The sequence below is a fragment of the Pseudomonas sp. TKO26 genome (assembly GCF_003225665.1).
Classification (GTDB): Bacteria; Pseudomonadota; Gammaproteobacteria; order Pseudomonadales; family Pseudomonadaceae; genus Aquipseudomonas; species Aquipseudomonas saponiphila.
In genome coordinates this window covers 127,150-145,366 of the sequence record NZ_QKLN01000036.1, presented here as the reverse complement: position 1 = coordinate 145,366, position 18,217 = coordinate 127,150, and the positions used below count along the sequence as shown (strand labels likewise).

Annotated in this window: 17 protein-coding genes and 1 pseudogene; 9 read left to right on the top strand and 9 right to left on the bottom strand. The window is 62.4% G+C overall.

Annotated features, from left to right (window positions below):
• Positions 1 to 6 precede the first annotated feature (6 nt).
• The 7 genes from ssuD to argE form a co-directional block, all read right to left on the bottom strand.
• Positions 7 to 1,155: an FMNH2-dependent alkanesulfonate monooxygenase gene (gene ssuD / locus DNK59_RS24965; protein WP_092308561.1), complete on the bottom strand. Its 1,149-nt coding sequence runs from the start codon at positions 1,153 to 1,155 to the stop codon at positions 7 to 9.
• A 24-nt stretch (positions 1,156 to 1,179) separates the two neighbouring features.
• Entirely contained in the window at positions 1,180 to 2,145 is a 966-nt protein-coding gene (locus DNK59_RS24960) for a sulfonate ABC transporter substrate-binding protein (RefSeq protein WP_092308559.1), read from the bottom strand.
• A gap of 91 nt (positions 2,146 to 2,236) precedes the next feature.
• On the bottom strand, positions 2,237 to 2,830 hold the full coding sequence (gene ssuE, locus DNK59_RS24955; protein ID WP_110724970.1) for an NADPH-dependent FMN reductase: 594 nt from the start codon (positions 2,828 to 2,830) through the stop codon (positions 2,237 to 2,239).
• A 312-nt stretch (positions 2,831 to 3,142) separates the two neighbouring features.
• Positions 3,143 to 3,781: a peroxiredoxin gene (locus tag DNK59_RS24950; protein WP_016967641.1), complete on the bottom strand. Its 639-nt coding sequence runs from the start codon at positions 3,779 to 3,781 to the stop codon at positions 3,143 to 3,145.
• Positions 3,782 to 4,054: 273 nt separating this feature from the next.
• Positions 4,055 to 5,452 carry an OprD family porin gene (locus DNK59_RS24945; RefSeq protein WP_110724969.1) on the bottom strand — a complete coding sequence of 466 codons (1,398 nt, stop codon included), beginning with the start codon at positions 5,450 to 5,452 and terminating at the stop codon, positions 4,055 to 4,057.
• Between the two features lie 498 nt (positions 5,453 to 5,950).
• Complete coding sequence (gene argA, locus DNK59_RS24940) at positions 5,951 to 7,249, bottom strand: amino-acid N-acetyltransferase (protein WP_016967643.1); 1,299 nt, start codon at positions 7,247 to 7,249, stop codon at positions 5,951 to 5,953.
• A 141-nt stretch (positions 7,250 to 7,390) separates the two neighbouring features.
• On the bottom strand, positions 7,391 to 8,545 hold the full coding sequence (gene argE, locus DNK59_RS24935; RefSeq protein WP_110724968.1) for an acetylornithine deacetylase: 1,155 nt from the start codon (positions 8,543 to 8,545) through the stop codon (positions 7,391 to 7,393).
• Between the two features lie 159 nt (positions 8,546 to 8,704).
• On the opposite strand from argE, the gene DNK59_RS24930 reads away from it, so the two are divergent.
• Entirely contained in the window at positions 8,705 to 10,072 is a 1,368-nt protein-coding gene (locus DNK59_RS24930; protein WP_110724967.1) for an inorganic triphosphatase, read from the top strand.
• Between the two features lie 10 nt (positions 10,073 to 10,082).
• On the opposite strand, the gene DNK59_RS24925 is transcribed toward DNK59_RS24930, so the two are convergent.
• On the bottom strand, positions 10,083 to 10,553 hold the full coding sequence (locus tag DNK59_RS24925; RefSeq protein ID WP_092308553.1) for an Lrp/AsnC family transcriptional regulator: 471 nt from the start codon (positions 10,551 to 10,553) through the stop codon (positions 10,083 to 10,085).
• Positions 10,554 to 10,677: 124 nt separating this feature from the next.
• Here DNK59_RS24925 and DNK59_RS24920 point away from each other — a divergent pair, with 124 nt between their 5' ends.
• The 7 genes and pseudogenes from DNK59_RS24920 to DNK59_RS24895 all read left to right on the top strand — a co-directional run bounded on the left by DNK59_RS24920 (position 10,678) and on the right by DNK59_RS24895 (position 16,434).
• On the top strand, positions 10,678 to 11,007 hold the full coding sequence (locus DNK59_RS24920) for a hypothetical protein (protein WP_110724966.1): 330 nt from the start codon (positions 10,678 to 10,680) through the stop codon (positions 11,005 to 11,007).
• A 111-nt stretch (positions 11,008 to 11,118) separates the two neighbouring features.
• The gene (locus DNK59_RS24915; protein WP_110724965.1) at positions 11,119 to 12,897 is read left to right on the top strand and encodes a GspE/PulE family protein; all 1,779 of its coding nucleotides are present in this window, start codon (positions 11,119 to 11,121) and stop codon (positions 12,895 to 12,897) included.
• 77 nt (positions 12,898 to 12,974) lie between these two features.
• Positions 12,975 to 13,727: pseudogene (locus DNK59_RS32605) on the top strand (HAMP domain-containing protein); the annotation flags it as partial.
• The gene (locus DNK59_RS32600) at positions 13,719 to 14,582 is read left to right on the top strand and encodes a methyl-accepting chemotaxis protein (RefSeq protein ID WP_371920323.1); all 864 of its coding nucleotides are present in this window, start codon (positions 13,719 to 13,721) and stop codon (positions 14,580 to 14,582) included. The pseudogene DNK59_RS32605 and the gene DNK59_RS32600, both read left to right, overlap by 9 nt.
• 82 nt (positions 14,583 to 14,664) lie before the next feature.
• Positions 14,665 to 15,585, top strand: coding sequence for an SPFH domain-containing protein (locus tag DNK59_RS24905; RefSeq protein ID WP_092317004.1), 921 nt, complete (start codon positions 14,665 to 14,667; stop codon positions 15,583 to 15,585).
• A 10-nt stretch (positions 15,586 to 15,595) separates the two neighbouring features.
• Positions 15,596 to 16,045 carry an NfeD family protein gene (locus tag DNK59_RS24900; protein WP_092308547.1) on the top strand — a complete coding sequence of 150 codons (450 nt, stop codon included), beginning with the start codon at positions 15,596 to 15,598 and terminating at the stop codon, positions 16,043 to 16,045.
• A gap of 71 nt (positions 16,046 to 16,116) precedes the next feature.
• The gene (locus tag DNK59_RS24895) at positions 16,117 to 16,434 is read left to right on the top strand and encodes a DUF2388 domain-containing protein (RefSeq protein WP_016966055.1); all 318 of its coding nucleotides are present in this window, start codon (positions 16,117 to 16,119) and stop codon (positions 16,432 to 16,434) included.
• 72 nt (positions 16,435 to 16,506) lie between these two features.
• On the opposite strand, the gene DNK59_RS24890 is transcribed toward DNK59_RS24895, so the two are convergent.
• Entirely contained in the window at positions 16,507 to 17,181 is a 675-nt protein-coding gene (locus DNK59_RS24890) for a TetR/AcrR family transcriptional regulator (protein ID WP_110724963.1), read from the bottom strand.
• Positions 17,182 to 17,323: 142 nt separating this feature from the next.
• On the opposite strand from DNK59_RS24890, the gene DNK59_RS24885 reads away from it, so the two are divergent.
• Positions 17,324 to 18,208 carry a DAPG hydrolase family protein gene (locus DNK59_RS24885; protein WP_110724962.1) on the top strand — a complete coding sequence of 295 codons (885 nt, stop codon included), beginning with the start codon at positions 17,324 to 17,326 and terminating at the stop codon, positions 18,206 to 18,208.
• Positions 18,209 to 18,217 lie beyond the last annotated feature (9 nt).

Genomic DNA, 18,217 nt, shown 5'->3' with positions numbered 1-18,217 from the left:
CGCACCTCAGCTCTGGGACGCGGCTTTGGGAATGATGTCGTTGGCGACCATCTCCCCGAACGGGCTGACGTAACCAGCCGCTTCAGGCAGTTTGGGCCGTTCGATATCCAAGTGCGGGAACAGTAACTCGGCCACGCGATAGGACTCTTCCAGGTGTGGATAACCGGAGAAGATGAAGGTATCGATGCCCAGGTCCGCGTACTCTTTCATCCGCGCCGCCACCGTAGGGCCGTCTCCCACCAGAGCGGTGCCGGCACCGCCACGTACCAGACCGACGCCGGCCCAGAGATTGGGGCTGACTTCCAGCCGGTCGCGACGACCACCATGCAGGGCCGCCATGCGCTGCTGGCCAACCGAATCGAAGCGCGCCAGGGATGCCTGGGCCCGGGCGATGGTGTCGTCGTCCAGATGGGAAATCAGGCGTTCGGCGGCCTGCCAGGCTTCGGCATTGGTTTCCCGCACGATCACGTGCAGGCGGATGCCGAAACGCACGCTGCGTCCGAGCTTGGCGGCCTTGTCGCGCACCTGCTGGATCTTCTCGGCCACGGCGGCCGGTGGCTCGCCCCAGGTCAGGACCATCTCCACCTGCTCGGCGGCCAGGTCCTGGGCGGCTTCCGAAGAGCCGCCGAAATACAGCGGCGGACGGGGTTTTTGCAGTGGCGGATAGAGCAACTTGGCGCCCTTCACACTGATGTGCTGGCCGTCGTAATCCACGGTTTCGCCTTCCAGCACCCGGCGCCAGATACGGGTGAACTCCACAGAGGCCTGGTAACGCTCTTCATGGTCGAGGAACAGACCGTCACCGGCCAGCTCGTCCGGATCGCCACCGGTCACCAGGTTGAACAGCGCCCGGCCGCCGGACAGCCGATCCAGGGTTGCCGCCTGGCGCGCCGCCACCGTCGGCGAAATGATCCCGGGGCGCAGGGCGACCAGGAACTTCAGGCGCTGGGTCACCGGAATCAGCGAAGCCGCCACCAGCCAGGAATCCTCGCAGGAGCGTCCGGTGGGAATCAGCACGCCACCAAAGCCCAGGCGGTCGGCGGCCTGGGCGATCTGTTGCAGGTAGGCATGATCCACGGCGCGAGCGCCTTCGGCGGTGCCAAGGTAATGGCCGTCGCCGTGAGTGGGCAGAAACCAGAAGATGTTGAGGCTCATGGAGTTGTCTCCTAAGGGTTCGATTTACGGCGCTTTGGCCACGGCGGCGGTCGGCGTCCAGATCACGTCTTTGATGCTCAGCGGCTTGGGAATCAGCTTGAGCTGATAGAAGCTGTCGGCGATTTTCTGCTGCGCGGCGATCACCTCCGGAGTCAGGAAGCCCGCGCCGTAGCCCTGGCGCTTCACCGAGGTCAGGGTGATGTCAGTGGACAGGCCGAGCAGCGGCGCCACCTGCTCGGTGACCTCCTGCGGGTTGGCCTTGGACCACTCGCCCACCGCCCGCACCTCTTCCACCAGGGCCTTGATCACTTCTGGGTGCTGCTGTGCGTAGGGTTTGGTCGCCAGGTAGAACTGGTGGTTGTCGACGATGCCGCTGCCGTCGCGCAGGGTGCGCGCCTGCAGTTGCTGCTCGGCCGCCGCCTGGTAAGGGTCCCAGATGACCCAGGCGTCGACGCTGCCGCGCTCGAACGCAGCGCGGGCATCGGCCGGGGGCAGGAACACGGTCTGGATGTCGCTGTACTTGAGGCCGGCGTCTTCCAGGGCACGGACCAGCAGGTAATGAACGTTGGAGCCCTTGTTCAGCACCACTTTCTTGCCCTTGAGGTCCTGCACCGACTTGATCGGCGAGTCCTTGGGCACCAGGATCGCCTCGCTATGGGGCGCCGGAGGTTCGTAGGCCACGTAGAGCAGATCGGCCCCGGCGGCCTGGGCGAACACCGGCGGGGTTTCGCCGGTCACGCCGAAGTCGATGGAACCGACGTTCAGCCCTTCCAGCAACTGCGGACCACCGGGAAACTCGGTCCACTTCACGTCCACGCCTTGCTGCGCCAGGCGCTTTTCCAGGGTGCCCTTGGCCTTGAGCAGCACCAGGGTGCCGTACTTCTGATAACCGATACGCAGGGTTTCGGCTTGAGCTTGAACGATGGCGCCGAAGGACACAGCCGCAGCAAACAGAGCGACCAGACCGCGACGCAAAATGACAGGGCGCATGGCGCTCTCCTTTTTGCTGTGGGGGTTGTGGCTGCACCTGCTTGCCCGTTGGCGGGCGAGTAAGGTCAGTACTTCAAATCAGGGGTATGGCTCAAATGCTCCAGCGAGCACTCAACAGACGTTCATTCAACAGATGCGGGTCCAGCGGCTTGGGGCGGCGCGCCATGGCGCTATGGAACTGCTCCAGCGCCTCGCGCAGGCGCAGTTCCAGGGCCTCGGCCAGCTGCGGCTGGGCACTGCCTTCGCCATAGGCGATCTGGCTGTCCTCGGCAAAGATGCCCTGGAGCATTTCCTGGGCCTTGAGCGCCGAGAGCACGGGCTTGAGGGCGTAGTCCACCGCCAGCATATGGGCGATGCTGCCGCCGGTGGCCATGGGCAATACCACTTTGTGGCTCAGGGCACGCTCCGGCAGCAGGTCGAGCAGGGTTTTCAATGCCCCGGAAAACGACGCCTTGTACACCGGCGTGGCGATCAGCAGGCCATCGGCCTGGTCGATCTGTTGCAGCAAGTCGATGACCTTGGGGCTGTCGAAGCGAGCGTGGAGCAGATCCTCGGCCGGGAAGTCCCGCACCTGGTAACTGACCACTTCCACGCCGTGCTGCTGTAACCAGCGCTTGGCCAACTCCAGCAACACCCCGGAACGGGAGCGTTGGCTGGGACTGCCACCGAGAGAGACCACCAGCATTCACGGGATTCCTTGAACAAGATGAGCGATTCGCGGGATGCGATCTCGCCGGACTGCACAGACCTTAACAGCCTATTTATATATCCATAAATCTTATTTTTTCATTTGTTTATTCCTTGAATGAATATGAGAAACGGTGATTTCCAGGCAAAAAAATAGGCCGTCGAAACGGCCTTAAAACCCCTGCTTTGTGGTTCTGTTACCCCTGAGCTCTCCGTAGGAGCGGGCTTGCCCGCGAACAAGCCCGCAAAACCTTGCATCGACCTCACGACCGCCTTCGCCGGCAAGCCGGCTCCTGCAGCGGTGAGTGGGTCAGCGGTTGGGTTGTGGAGTCAGGCGCAGGTAGGGCTTCACTGCGCGATAGCCTTTGGGAAAGCGGCGCTTGATCTCGTCCTCGTCCTTGAGCGAAGGCACGATCACCACTTCGTCACCGTCCTGCCAGTTGGCCGGCGTGGCCACCTTGTAGTTGTCGGTGAGTTGCAGCGAATCGATCACCCGGAGAATTTCATGGAAGTTGCGCCCGGTGCTGGCTGGATAGGTGATGGTCAGGCGGATCTTCTTGTTCGGGTCGATGATGAATAGCGAACGCACGGTCAAGGTGTCGCTGGCATTGGGGTGGATCAGGTCGTAGAGGTCCGACACCTTGCGATCGGCGTCCGCCAGGATCGGGAAGTTGACCCGGGTGTTCTGGGTTTCGTTGATGTCCTCGATCCACTTGTGATGGGAGTCCACCGGGTCCACCGACAGGGCAATGGCTTTCACCCCGCGCTGGGCGAATTCGTCCTTGAGCTTGGCAGTGAAGCCCAGCTCGGTGGTGCACACAGGAGTGAAGTCCGCCGGATGGGAAAACAGCACGCCCCAGCTGTCGCCCAGCCACTCGTGGAAACGAATCTTGCCGGCACTGGAATCCTGTTCGAAGTCGGGGGCGATGTCGCCCAGTCTGAGGCTCATGGGTGCTGCTCCTGTGAGTGCGTGATGAAGCTACTCTGCCTGCGCTGGAGCTTATTTAAAAAGAATAAATATCGATTTATTAAGACCCGAAAGGAATATTAAAAATCTCTTCACTGGACTCGCGCGCAGGCGAAGACCACCCTTCTCAACAAGGTTCGAGAAGGCCTTGAGTCGCTGTACAAAGAGGGGAATTCAGGAAGGGCTCACGGGGGTGGGCCTGACTTGAAGCAGTACCTCGCCCGGCATTGCGCCGGGCGAGGCTTGAACCGCGAATTACTTCAACGGGATCGAGTAGCTGACGATCAGACGGTTTTCGTCCTGGTCGCGCTGGCCCGGAATGTCGTTACGCCACATGGCGTTTTTCCAGGTCAGACCCAGGTTCTTCAGCGGACCTTGCGGAACCACGTAGGACAGGGTCAGGTCGCGTTCCCACTCGGTGCTGCCAGTGCCCAGAGTCGGGTTCTTGTCAGCGCCGATCTTGCCGGCGGTGTTGATGTTGTTGCCGCGCAGGTAAATGATGCCGGCGGTCAGGCCAGGCACGCCAACCTTGGCGAAGTCATAGGCGTAGCGAGCCTGCCAGGTACGTTCGCCGGCACGGGCAAACTTCTGGATCTGCATGTCGGTGATGGTGCTGTTGGACGAACCGTCACCCTGGTTCAGCCAAGGGAAGTCGCTGTCACCATTGCTGTACTGATAGCCGCCACCGAAGGTGTGACCTTCAACCGAGTACAGGGCCAGGTAGCTGTACAGGTTGTTGTCGACCTTGCCCTTGGTGATTGCCGACAGGCCTTTGTCCGGGTAGTAGCCGGTGGTGTAGTAGGCAGCGGTGTCGCCGTTGGAGCCGTTGTCGCGGCTGCGGTAGTAGCGCAGGTCGCTTTTCAGTACGCCTGGACCGATGGACCAGTTGTGTACCAGGCCCAGGAAGTTCTGCGAGTAGAAGTCTTTCAGCTCACCGTAGTAGTAAGAAGCGGTCAGATCCTTGGTGATCTTGTAGTCAGCACCAGCGTAGTAGAACTTGTTGCTGAACTTGCCGGCATCGTAGTTGGAGCTGGCGTTGGCACCGGCGATGGACAGGCCTTCGTTGTTGCTCGAGTTACGCCCTTTGGCGTGCTCGATCTGACCTGCGGTCAGGGTCAGGTCCTTGATCTCGTTCGAAGTGATCTGGCCACCCTGGAAGGTTTGTGGCAACAGACGACCGTCGTTGTACTTGATCACCGGGTTGTTTGGCTGCAGGGTGCCGATCTTCAGCTCGGTCTGGGAAACCTTGACCTTGCCGGTCAGACCCAGGCTGGAGTAGTCGTTCACCGCTTGAGCGTTCTTGCCGCTGGAGGAGTGAGTCGGGAAAACGGTGCCGCCAGAAGATGTGGTGGTCGCGCCGTTGGTGCCGCCACCGGAGTCCAGGCGCACGCCCAGCAGGCCGATTGCATCCAGGCCAAAGCCGACGGTGCCTTCGGTGTAGCCAGAAGTGAAGTTGAAGATGAAGCCTTGGCCCCATTCTTCCTGCTTGTTCTGGGCCTTCGCGGCTTTGGTGTTGCTATCACGGTTATCGGTATTGATATAGAAGTTACGCAGCCCCAAGGTGGCCTTGCTGTCTTCGATGAAACCGGCGGCGCCTGCCTGCTGCGCCAAAACCCCTACGGCCACAGCCAGGGCCAAGGTGGACTTGTTCATGTTTCGCTCCTCTCGTTTCTAATTCTTGTGGTTCCTGGCCCCGGATCGAACGCCCGGGTGCCACAGATGCGCGATTAGCGCCAGACCGTGACTGATAAGTCAATCGTAACGATCTGTGTCTACGACCATGGTCTAATCGCCGTAATTTGGTCCCTGCAGGGTAATGAATTACTCATAAACCCAAAAAGAATTGTTTAATTCTTTTTCATGCCTTTCAGGAATAAAGCTGGCCATCAACACGCCGAACTACCCAGCGTAGACACTTGCAAGCTCATTGCTAAAAAGAATTTTCCGATCTTGCTGCCCATGATCCGGAGCGTTTTAGACGAAAAACGTCAAACAGGATCAAAAAAGCGACGCAATCATGGCTAAGAGCCTATCCTCCCGTCAATTTGTTACAGTTTTTGTATCGAAATGAAATTTTTCTGACATGTCCCCAAAGCACAACGCCTCGATCCGGGGACCGAGGCGTTGCCGATTGCGGGGCGAGCGGAGGACTCAGAGAGCCTTCTCGAAGATCTTCGAGTTGCGCTGATAGTTGTACAGCGAAGCCCTGGCCGAAGGCAGGCGCTCGACGCTGCTGGGCACAAAGCCCCGCTCACGGAACCAGTGCGCGGTGCGGGTGGTGAGCACGAACAAGGTTTTCAGGCCCTGGGCCCGGGCCCGGGCTTCGATCCTTTCCAACAGTTCATCGCCACGTTTGCCATGGCGATATTCCGGGTTCACCGCCAGACAGGCCAGTTCGCCGGCATCGGAATCGGCAATCTGATACAAGGCCGCGCAGGCAATGATCATGCCCTCGCGCTCGACCACGCTGAACTGTTCGATCTCGCGCTCCAGCACCTCGCGGGAACGCCGCACCAGGATGCCCTGCTCCTCCAGCGGACTGATCAGATCCAACAAGCCGCCGACGTCTTCAATCGCCGCCTCGCGCACCCGCTCGAACTGCTCCTGGGCCACCAGGGTGCCGCCGCCATCACGGGTGAAAAGCTCGGTCAACAGCGCACCATCTTCGGCATAGCTGACGATATGGCTGCGCCCCACCCCGCCACGGCAGGCCTCGGCGGCGGCATCCAGCAGCTCGGCCTGGTAGTTGCTGCCCAGGCGCTGCAGATGGGCCGGCACCTGTTGCGGACGCAGCTCACGCACCAGCTTGCCGTTTTCATCCAGCAATCCAGGGTCGGCACCGAACAGCAGCAGCTTGTCGGCACCCAGGTCGATGGCGGCACGGGTCGCCACGTCCTCGCAGGCCAGGTTGAAGGTTTCACCGGTGGGCGAATAACCCAGAGGCGACAGCAGCACGATGGAGCGCTCATCCAGCAGGCGGTTGATGCCCTTGCGATCGACCCGACGCACTTCGCCGGTGTGGTGGAAGTCGACGCCTTCCAGCACGCCGATCGGCCGCGCCGTCACCAGGTTGCCGCTGGCCACCCGCAACCGCGAGCCCTGCATCGGCGACGAAGCCATGTCCATGGACAGCCGCGCCTCGATGGCAATGCGCAACTGGCCGACGGCATCGATCACGCACTCCAGGGTCGCCGCATCAGTGATGCGCAGGCCGTGATGGTAATGCGGGGTCAGGCCACGAGCCGCCAGGCGCGCTTCGATCTGCGGGCGGGAACCGTGCACCAGCACCAGACGCACCCCCAGGCTGTGCAGCAGCACCAGGTCGTGAACGATATTGCCGAAGTTGGGGTGTTCAACACCGTCGCCGGGGAGCATGACCACAAAGGTGCAATCCCGGTGAGCATTGATGTAGGGAGACGCATGGCGAAGCCAATTGACGTATTCGGGCATGAACCTGAGCCTGTAAATAAATAGCAGCCTATAAAAGGACGAAACGGAAAACGCACAGCGGGCTGATGGTTATCGTCGGAACAGGCTTGGCAACACGCTTACTCTCCTCAATGGGTACGGACAGGAATACCGGCAATTTACTTACAGTTGGGCCGGTGTCAGGCAGTAATGCTCGATCAACTCTCGTAATAGATGCACGGTAGGCTGCAAGCGTGACATTTCGAGGTATTCCCCCGGCTGGTGGGCACAGGCGATATCACCCGGACCGAGCACCAGGGTCTCGCAGCCAAGGCGCTGAAGATAAGGCGCTTCGGTGCCAAACGCTACTGCTTCGGCGCGATGCCCGGTCAACCGCTCAGCCACCCGCACCAACTCGGCGTCCTCGGGCTGCTCGAACGGCGGCACGGCGGGAAACAGCGGGGCATAGTCGATCTGCACTTCATGGCGCTGGGCGATCGGCGCCAGCTTCTGACGAATGGCCTCGCGCAACATCTGCGGGTCCATGCCTGGCAAGGGCCGCAGGTCGAACTCCAGGGAACACTGGCCACAGATGCGATTGGGGTTGTCGCCACCATGGATGCAGCCGAAGTTCAGGGTCGGCTGCGGCACGCTGAACTGCGGATTGCGGTACTCGCGTTGCCACAGCAGCCGGAGCCCGCGCAGCTCGCCGATGGCGTCGTGCATCGCTTCCAGAGCACTGCGGCCCAGGCTCGGGTCGGAGGAGTGGCCGCTGCGCCCGAGAATGTCGATGCGCTCCATCATCACCCCCTTGTGCAGGCGGATCGGCTTGAGCCCGGTGGGTTCGCCGATCACCGCCGCGCGCCCCAGGGGGCGCCCGGCTTCCGCCAGGGCCCGCGCTCCGGCCATGGAGCTCTCTTCGTCGCAAGTGGCCAGGATCAGCAGCGGCTGCTTGAACGGCTGCTCCAGCAACGGCCGCACCGCTTCGATGATCAGGGCGAAAAAACCCTTCATGTCGCAACTGCCCAGACCGACCCAGCGGCCGTCGATCTCGGTCAGCTTTAGCGGATCGCTCTGCCACAACGCGGAGTCGAACGGCACGGTGTCACTGTGCCCGGCCAGCACCAGTCCACCAGGACCACTGCCGTAGCTGGCCAGCAGGTTGAACTTGCCGGGGCTGACCGGCTGGATATCGCAGTTGAACCCCAGGTCGCCGAGCCAACCGGCCAGCAAGTCGATCACCTCACGGTTGGACTGGTCCAGCGCAGGCTGGGTGCAGCTCACCGACGGCGCGGCGATCAGTGCGGCGAACTGCTCCTTCAAGGACGGCAATGGCATGAGCTGGCTCCGGAAATCCCAAGATGAGCAGCATCATAGAGGCATCCGGCGAGAGGAAGGAACCGTCGTGGCGCCTCCACGCGCCCGGTCCTGTACACTGCACGGCCTTGGCAGCCAACTCTTCCTCCGGCTGCACTCCCGATCCTGGATTTTCCGGCCATGCAGAAAGAAACCGAAATCAAACTCCGCGTCAGCCGCGAAACCCTCGCCGCACTGCGCGAGCACCCGCTCCTGAAAAAACGCAACAAAAGTGGCTGGGAACGCCGTGAGCTGATGAACCAGTACTTCGACACCCCAGAACGCGATCTGGCCCGGGCCAAAGTCGCCCTGCGCCTGCGCCGCGACGGTGATGCGGTGATCCAGACCCTCAAGACCAGCGGTCAGAGCGTCGCCGGCCTGTCAGAACGCAACGAGTACGACTGGCATCTGCCCAAGGCCAAGCTCGACCTGAAGAAACTCGACGGCGAATGCTGGCCCGAAGCCCTCGCCGAGCTGGACAAAAAGACTCTCAAGCCACTGTTCACCACCGATTTTGTCCGCGAGCGCGCAGAAATCGCCTGGGGCCGGGGCAAGGCCAAGGTGGTGATCGAAGCCGCTCTGGACCTGGGCCAGGTGATTGCCGGCAAGCACAAGGAAGAAATCTGCGAGCTGGAACTGGAGCTGCGCGAAGGCGAACCGGCCGCGTTGCTGGAACTGGCCGCGGAACTGGCCCTCACCCTGCCGTTGATGCCCTGCGATATCAGCAAGGCCGAGCGCGGCTACCGCCTGTTCGATGCCGGCAGCTACTCCCTGAGCCTGCCGGCGCCACAGCTGAGTGCCGAAACCCCGCTGGACGACGCCTTCGCCGCCCTGGCCTGGCATCTGCTGGGCAGCAGCCAGCGCCTGGCCGAACAGTATCGCTTCAACGGCCACTGGCGCCTGCTGCAGGATTGGGTAGACAACCTCGCCGAACTGCGGGCCCTCGCCAGCAGCCTGGGACAGGCCGCGCCGCGCCAGTCCACCGCCGAACTGCGCAGTGCCCTGGATGCCCTGCTGGAAGACTGGCGCCCGCTGGTACAGGCCGGCCTCGACGATGAAGACGTGCGCAAGGCCGCACCGGAGCAATTCATCGAAGAGCTGCAGGACGTGCGCTGGGGCCTGTTCTCCCTGAACACTTCGCGCTGGCTGCTGGCCCGCTCCTGGACCGCCGAGCGCAACACCCGTGGCAACCGCCAGGGCGCGGCGCAGCTGGGCAGCTGGCTGCCACGCCTGCTGGCCGAAGAGGCCACCTCCCTGCAACTGCCGCGCTACCAGCAGCAGCCCGAAGACCTGGCCGAGCAACTGCCGCGGATCGAGCGCATCCAGGCCTGGTTGCACCACGCCCGCGCCGCACTGGAGATCCCGGAGCTCGATCGCCTCTACGGTGAACTGAACAAGCTGGCCCAACTGGCCAACGAACCAATCACCGACGAAGCTCTCGATGCTCGCAAGCAGCAAGCCATCGCGGTGTTCCAGAACCGCGCCTGGAAGACCCTGCTGCGCCTGTAATCGATCGCCCTCAGCGCAATACCGGCAGGCTGGTGGTGGACTTGATCTCCGACAGGGCGACGATCGAGTTCACCTCCTGAATGCCAGGCACCATGGACAGCTTCTCGAAGAAGAACCGCTCGTAGGCTTCGATATCCGCCGTCACGATGCGCAACAGGAAGTCCACGGCCCCCATCAGCACATAACACTCCAGCACCTCGGGAAAACCGCGAATGGCTTCGGTGAACTCGGTGAAGTTGGAGCGTCCATGGGCGTTGAGCTTGATCTCGGCAAAGATCTGCGTGTTCAGGCCAATCTTCTTGCGGTCGAGCAAGGTCACCTGGCCGCGAATCACCCCTTCATCCTTCATGCGCTGAATCCGCCGCCAGCAAGGCGACTGGGACAACCCCACCCGTTCGGCAATCTGGGCACTGGAAAGCGACGCGTCGTCCTGCAGCAGCGCAAGGATCCGGCGATCGTAGGCATCCAGCTCGCTTTGCATAAACAACCCCCGAAATCGTTAAAATACGAATCATGCAATTTGCCAACAGGCAAATTCACTCCATCTTAGATAAGAAAAACCCGAAACCGAATGTAAAAATTTCTCCACTGACCTGGAGATCGCCATGCCCTTTCACACCCCCGTCCCGAGCCCTGCGACCCGCGCCGATGTCTGGAACCACGACAATGCCCAGTGCCATGTGCACTACCAGCTGCTCGCCGATGTCGAGGCCGATGTACTGTGCCGGGTACTCAATCATTTCGCCCTGCAGCTCCTGGTGCCGCACCGGGTTGCGGTCCTCCAGCAGGACGACACGCTGCATATCGAAGTGGAGCTCGCGGGCCTGAGCTGGCACCGGGCCCGAGTGATCGGCGACAAGCTGCGCAACCTGATCAGTGTCATCTCGGTGGAGCTGCAATTGCTGGAGGCTTCGCCCCTGCAAGCCACCGGCTGAGGCCGGTAAAACCCTGCAACCCTTGGCCGGCGGCTGCGCCGTCCGATGCGACTATCCTTGGCTGTTTGCGGCCAGAGACACGACTCTGGACCACGCTGCCGAGGAGTCCCCATGCACGCCGCCCAGGTGTCCCCGGACCGCTGGCTGGATCTCAGCGAGCTGCTCAGTGAACTGCTGGCCCAGGAGCGCATCAGCCAGGACGCCGCCGAACAGGCCATGAGCGAGCGTCGCCAGGGGGCCGATCCGAGCCTGCATCCTCTTGAGTTCATCGCCAGCCAGCAGTTGCCTGACCGACAGCATCCTGGGCGACACCTGGATCTGGACAGCCTCACTGCCTGGCTGGCGCAGCAGGCCGGCCAGCCGTACCTGCGCATCGATCCGTTACAGATCGACGTGGCCGGCATCACCCCCTTGATGTCCTTCGCCTTCGCCCAGCGGCACAAGATCCTCGCCGTCGCGGTGGATGCCCACAGCGTTACCGTGGCCAGCGCCCAACCCTATGTCAGGGGCTGGGAGGCCGATCTGGCCCATGTGCTCAAGCGTCCGATCCAACGGGTCGTGGCCAGCCCGGCGGATATCCAGCGCCTGACCCTGGAGTTCTACCGCCTGGCCAAGTCGGTCAGCGGCGCCAGCAGCGAACAGAAGACCAGCGGCCCGGGCAGCTTCGAACAACTGCTCAAGCTGGGAGCCAACGACCAGGCACCGGATGCCGACGATGCCCATATCGTCAACATCGTCGACTGGCTGTTCCAGTACGCCTTCCAGCAACGGGCCAGCGACATTCATATCGAACCACGCCGCGAACACGGCACCCTGCGCTTTCGCATCGACGGTGTGCTGCACAACGTCTATCAGTTTCCGCCCCAGGTCACCCTGGCCATGGTCAGCCGCCTCAAGAGCCTGGGACGCATGAACGTCGCAGAAAAGCGCAAGCCCCAGGACGGCCGAATCAAGACCCGCCCTCCCGAAGGCAGCGAAATCGAACTGCGCCTGTCGACCCTGCCCACGGCCTTCGGGGAAAAACTGGTCATGCGCATCTTCGATCCCCAGGTGCTGCTCAAGGACTTCAACCAACTGGGCTTTGGCGCCGACGACCTGAGCCGCTGGCAAGCCATGACCTCCCAGGCCCACGGCATCATCCTGGTCACCGGGCCCACCGGCTCGGGCAAGACCAGCACCCTGTACACCACCCTGAAGCAGCTCGCGACACCTGAAATCAACCTCTGCACCATCGAAGACCCGATCGAGATGATCGAGCCGGCATTCAACCAGATGCAGGTCCAGCCCAACATCGACCTGGGTTTTTCCAGCGGCGTACGGGCGTTGATGCGCCAGGACCCGGACATCATCATGATCGGCGAGATCCGTGATCTGGAAACTGCGGAAATGGCCATCCAGGCCGCGCTCACCGGGCACCTGGTGCTGTCCACCCTGCACACCAACGACGCCCCGGCCGCCATCAGCCGCCTGCTGGAACTGGGCGTGCCGCACTATTTGCTCAGGGCCACCCTGGTCGGGGTCATGGCCCAGCGCCTGGTGCGCACCCTGTGCCGACACTGCAAGGCCCCCGCCGAACTCGCCAGCGATGACTGGCAGAACCTGATCCACCCCCGGCAATCGCCACCACCGCGCCATGGCATGCGGGCCGTGGGCTGCGCCGAGTGCCGGGGCACCGGCTACCACGGACGCACTGCGGTCTACGAAGTCATGCCCTTGAGCACCGCGCTCCGGGCCCTGATCCATCGCGACCTCGACCTCGCCGAGTTGCGCCGCCAGGCCGCCGAGGACGGCATGCACAGCCTGCGCCAGGCCGCCGCCCGCAAGCTTGCCGAAGGCCTGACCAGTTTCGAGGAGGTATTGCGGGTCACGCCGCAGAACCGGGATAGCTAGCCGACAACTCGCCAGGCGGCGAACCCCGAGCACTGAACTACGCTTCAGTTACCGCCAAAACGAGCAGGAAGCCAGGCATGAATATTCGTCAAAACATGATCGCCTCCGGGGTCCTCAGCCTACTGGCCATTGCCCTAGTGGCGGGTCTCGGTCTGTGGGGACAATCGCGCCTGGCCGGCGCACTGCATGACAATGAACTCAATGCCAGCGCCCTGCGCAACCACCTGGAGGCCGACATGATGCACGACGCCCTGCGGGCCGATGTGCTGGAGGCGCTGAGCAGCGAACCCGGCGACAGTGCGGCCGGCGAGGAGGTGCGTAGCAGCCTGCGTGAACACGGCGACTGGTTCCGCAAGGCACTGGCGGAAAACGCCAAACTGCCCCTGGCGCCGGATATCCGCGATGCCATCAGCGAGCTGCAGCCGGTCCTGGAGAACTACATTCATGCCGCCGAGAGCATCGCCGACCAGGCCCTCAAGGACCCGCAGGCGGCACGCCAGCACATGCAGGAGTTTTCACAGCGCTTCAGCGAAGTGGAAACCCGCAACACGGCATTGAGTAGCAAGATCGAAGCGATTTCGGCACAAACTCGTCAAGACAGTGAACATGCCGTGCGCCAGGCGGCCGGATGGCTGATCGGCGGCAGCCTGATTGCCGCCCTGGCCCTGTGCCTGCTGACCCGCCAGTTGCTCATCCGGGTACTCAAACCCCTGGAAAAGTCGGTCGCCACCGCCCGGGCCATCGCCCAGGGCAACCTGACCAGCGTCATCAGTATCGACAGCCGGGACGAAGCGGGGCAGTTGCAACAGGCCCTGGGTGAAATGCAGGACAACCTGCGGCAGATGATCACCACCATCCGCCACGAGAGCGAGGAGCTGCGGGGACGCTCCCACAGTCTCAGCGACACCTCACTGGGCATTGCCGAGGGCGCCACCGAGCAGGCCGACGGCGCCACCAACATGGCCGCGGCCATGGAACAGATGATCAGCAACATTGCCCAGGTCGCCGAGCACGCGCGCAATGCCCAGAGCATTGCCGCCCAGTCCGAATCCCTGGCCGGCAGCGGTGGCCAGGTGATCCTCGGGGTGGTGGACGGCATGAGCCACATTGCCGAAGCGGTGAACAACTCGTCCCAGAGCATCACCGCCCTGGGACAGTCCTCGGAAGAGATTCATTCGATCATCCAGGTGATCAACGGCATTGCCGAACAGACCAACCTGCTGGCCCTGAATGCCGCCATCGAGGCGGCCCGGGCCGGCGAGGCCGGACGCGGATTTGCCGTGGTCGCCGACGAGGTACGCAACCTCGCGGCGCGCACCGCGCAATCCACCCGGGAGATCACCGGCATGATCCAGCGCATCCGGGAAACCACCGAACAGGCGGTGAGCAGCATGCAAACCGGGGTCAGCCGGGTCAACGACGGGGTGCATATGGCCCAGCAGGCGGGGACCTCGATCAATGAGATACGCCAGGGCGCTCAGCGCTCGGCACTGATGGTGGAAGAGATTTCCCACACCATCGGCGAACAGTCCAAGGCCGGCAGCGAAGTGGCCCAGCGGGTGGAAATGATCAGTCAGGTAGCGCGGCGCAACAGCCAGGCCATGCGGGACCTGACCCTCACGGTGGAGCAGATGGAAAACTCCGTGGCCACGTTGCAGACGTCGGTCACCCGCTTCCGGCTGTGAGCGGATCGCACGCCAGGACGGGCAGCCCGCCTACATTCGTGCGCGCCGTCCCCCTTGAGCAATGACTGAGCAGGTGAATGTGATGCAGATCGGAAGCGTACTGTTACTTTTCGTCGCCCTGGCGGTGGCCCTGGTCTTCATGGGCTTCAAGGTCGTGCCCCAAGGCTATCAATGGACCGTGGAACGCTTCGGCCGCTACACCAACACCCTCAAGCCGGGGCTGAACATCATCATTCCGGTGATGGACCGCATCGGTCGCAAGATCAATGTCATGGAAAGCGTGCTGGACATCCCTCCCCAGGAAGTCATCACCGCCGACAACGCCACGGTGAAAATCGACGCCGTGTGCTTCTTTCAAGTGGTCAACACGGCCCAGGCCGCCTACGAGGTCAACAACCTCGAGCACGCCATCCGCAACTTGCTGCAAACCAATATCCGTACCGTGCTCGGGTCCATGGAACTGGATGCGATGCTCAGCCAGCGTGACGCTATCAACGAGAAACTCCTGCGTACCGTCGACGAAGCCACCGCGCCCTGGGGCATCAAGATCACCCGGATCGAAATCAAGGACATCAGCCCGCCCGCCGACCTGATGGCAGCCATGTCCGGGCAGATGAAGGCCGAACGGGTCAAGCGCGCACAGATCCTCGAGGCTGAGGGCCTGCGGGCGGCGGCCATCCTCACGGCCGAAGGCAAGAAACAGGCGCAGATTCTGGAAGCCGAGGGCGAGCGTCAGGCGGCGTTTCTCGAATCCGAAGCCCGGGAGCGTCAAGCCGAAGCCGAAGCCCGGGCGACCCAGGTGGTGTCCGAAGCGATCGCCAGCGGCAACGTTCAGGCGATCAACTACTTCGTGGCGCAAAAATACATCGATGCCCTGGGCAAGCTGGCGGCAGCCAACAACAGCAAGGTGATCCTGATGCCGCTGGAGGCCAGCCAGGTGATCGGCGCCGTGGGCGGCATTGGCGAAATCGTCAAGGCCACGTTCGACGGCAAGAAAGGCTGAGGCACGCACCATGCTGGCATACCTGCAAACCCTGTCGTTCTGGGACTGGCTCGCCCTGGGCACCCTGCTGCTGATCTTCGAGGTGTTCGGTGCCGGCGGCTACCTGCTGTGGATCGGACTGGCAGCCGCTTTCGTCGGGGCCATGACCTTCCTGATTCCCGGGCTGTCCTGGGAGGTGCAGCTTTTCCTGTTCGGCCTGCTGTCGGTGCTGACGGCCCTGTACTGGTGGCGACGTCAGCGCAGCGTGGCCCGCCCCAGCGACCAGCCGAACCTGAACCTGCGGGGCCAGGAACTGATCGGCAAGACCTTCGTCGTGCATCAGGCAATCATCAATGGCCGCGGCCGGATCAAGGTCGCCGACGGGGTGTGGATCGCCAAGGGCGCCGACGCGCCGGTGGGGTCCCGGGTGCGGGTGATAGGTCAGGAGGGCGCCGTCCTGCTGGTCGAAAACCTTGACTGATAGGTCACGGAACTCCGCTGGGGTATCTAGAATCAAACCGTGCAGATCCCCCCCTGTTGGAGTCACCCATCATGCGTCTGAAAATAGCTGTCGCCACCCTTGCCCTGCTTTCCCTTCCCGTTGGTTCGGCGATGGCCGACACCTTCTGGCGTAACGTCATTTCCTCCGGTGCCACCACTGGCTCCACTTACCTGACCTTCAAGGACCACAAACTGATCGTCGCCGCTCAGGACGACGCCGGTAGCTTCGTCGCCAGCGAAGGCAGCATCCGCGGCCCATACCTGGAGGCCGCGATGCAGAAAGTCCGCGCCGACAACCCTGGCCTCAAGGCCACCGACATGGAGCTGGCCAACGCCATCCTGGCCAAGAACGCCGTCGCCCAGGAGTAAGAACCGGCCCTGGAATCGCCAAACAACAACGCCGACCTCTGGGTCGGCGTTTTTTTTTGCCCGGACAATGGCCTATACGGGAGTCGAAGCCCGAGACACGGCAGCCAGGCCGGCCAGGGCGTAACTCATCATGTGCTCGATCAACGCCGGCGGATCGAGGGCCAACCCGGGCAACACATGGCGCGTCAGCGGCTCATGGGCAATCAGCAGAAACAGGCATGGCGCAAACACGCTGACCGCGCTGCGCAACGTGGCCGGGTCGTCCGGCGGCAGTTGCATGATCTGGCCAAGAATGTTGCGCACGATCTGCGCCTTGGGAAAGGCTTGCTCCTCCAGCACCTCCGGCAACACCGACGAGGGCGACAGCAGCTCGCGGGTCAGCACCTTCAGCGCCCAGCCCTCGCGCTGGTTGGCCAGCCCCTCGATCAGCACGGTGACGATGGCTCGCAGCTTGTCCTCGGCGCGGTCCTGGCTCTGGCTCAGGGTGATCATCGTCTCGATCCGCAGCAGGCGGTCATGGGCTTCGCGCAACACCGCCCGATACAGGCCGTCCTTGTTTTCGAAGTGATAATTGACCGAGGCATTGTTGGCCTTGGAGTTCTCGCAGATCTGCTTGCTGGTGGTGTTGGCGTACCCCTGCTCGGCAAACAGCTGGCCGGCCGTTTCCAGAATCTGCTGGCGAGTCGCCTGGCCATCCTGGCGCGGTGCACGGGCCGCAGGCATCTGCGGGGAAGCGGAAAGATCCATGGCTTTCTCACTAAGTTAAATTCAAATTTGACTTTTATTTATGCGCTGCTTAGCTACAAAGCGCCAGTTTCTCGTGCAACCACGTATGAGGGAGTACAGGAAGAGGCCGGCCACTCGTCTAGTCAAGCCAAAGGATATCAGCATGGAAGCGCGCGTCATGACTCCCTTCACCTACTTCTCCCTGCCCATGCAGAAGCTGTTCCTGCGCAACCAGGCGGCGGTCAAGAACAAGCCCTATGGCAAATATTTCCGCTCGGAAATGCGTGTGCCGCTGTCCGCCGTGCGCAAGATCCAGCAAGGCCCCATGGACCTCAAAGACACCCTGACTCCGAGTGTGGAGGACATCAATCGCCTGCTCGACCCGGACTTCGTCAGCGAAGAGTCCGGCTATGCCCTGCTGCCCGGCCCGATGGCCTATGTGCAGAGCCGCAAATTCTTCCCCGGCTGCAGCGCACAAATGTTCAAGTGGTGGTTCATGTGGCACCCGGCGGAAGCGGAGCGCTACACCCTGTGGTTCCCCTACGCCCATGTCAGTAATCCATGCGTGAACCACCAGCGCCTGGGTGACGCGTCCTTGAGTTTCGAGGAGCGTTTGTACGGCAATACCTTCTGTGCCTCGGAATATGTTGGCGACCGCCTGATGCACCTGCATATCGATTTCAAGGAGCCGGCCAGCCTGGGCCTGGACCCCGACCTGTATCGCGAAGCGAAAATCGATGGCAGCGTCAGCGCCCTGATGAGTCTGGCCGAGCATCCGCAGGTGCCGGTGTCACTGATGGTGCATCTGTTCAAGGAGGTTCCGGGCGGCATGTACCTGACCAGCCGCTACTGGGTCGGTTCGCACCCGTCGATGACCCGCTTTCCCGGGGCAGAAAAAGCATCGGCGCTGCTCAAGGAAAGCGGTTTCGGCGAAGCCGAGCTGGAAACCCTGGCCTATGAGTTCGCCGTTCACGACATGTGCGAGTTCAATCATCTGGCCAGCTTTCTGCCGGACCTGTATCGGGAGTTCGCTACCGCTTCGGCCTGAAACTCCGGT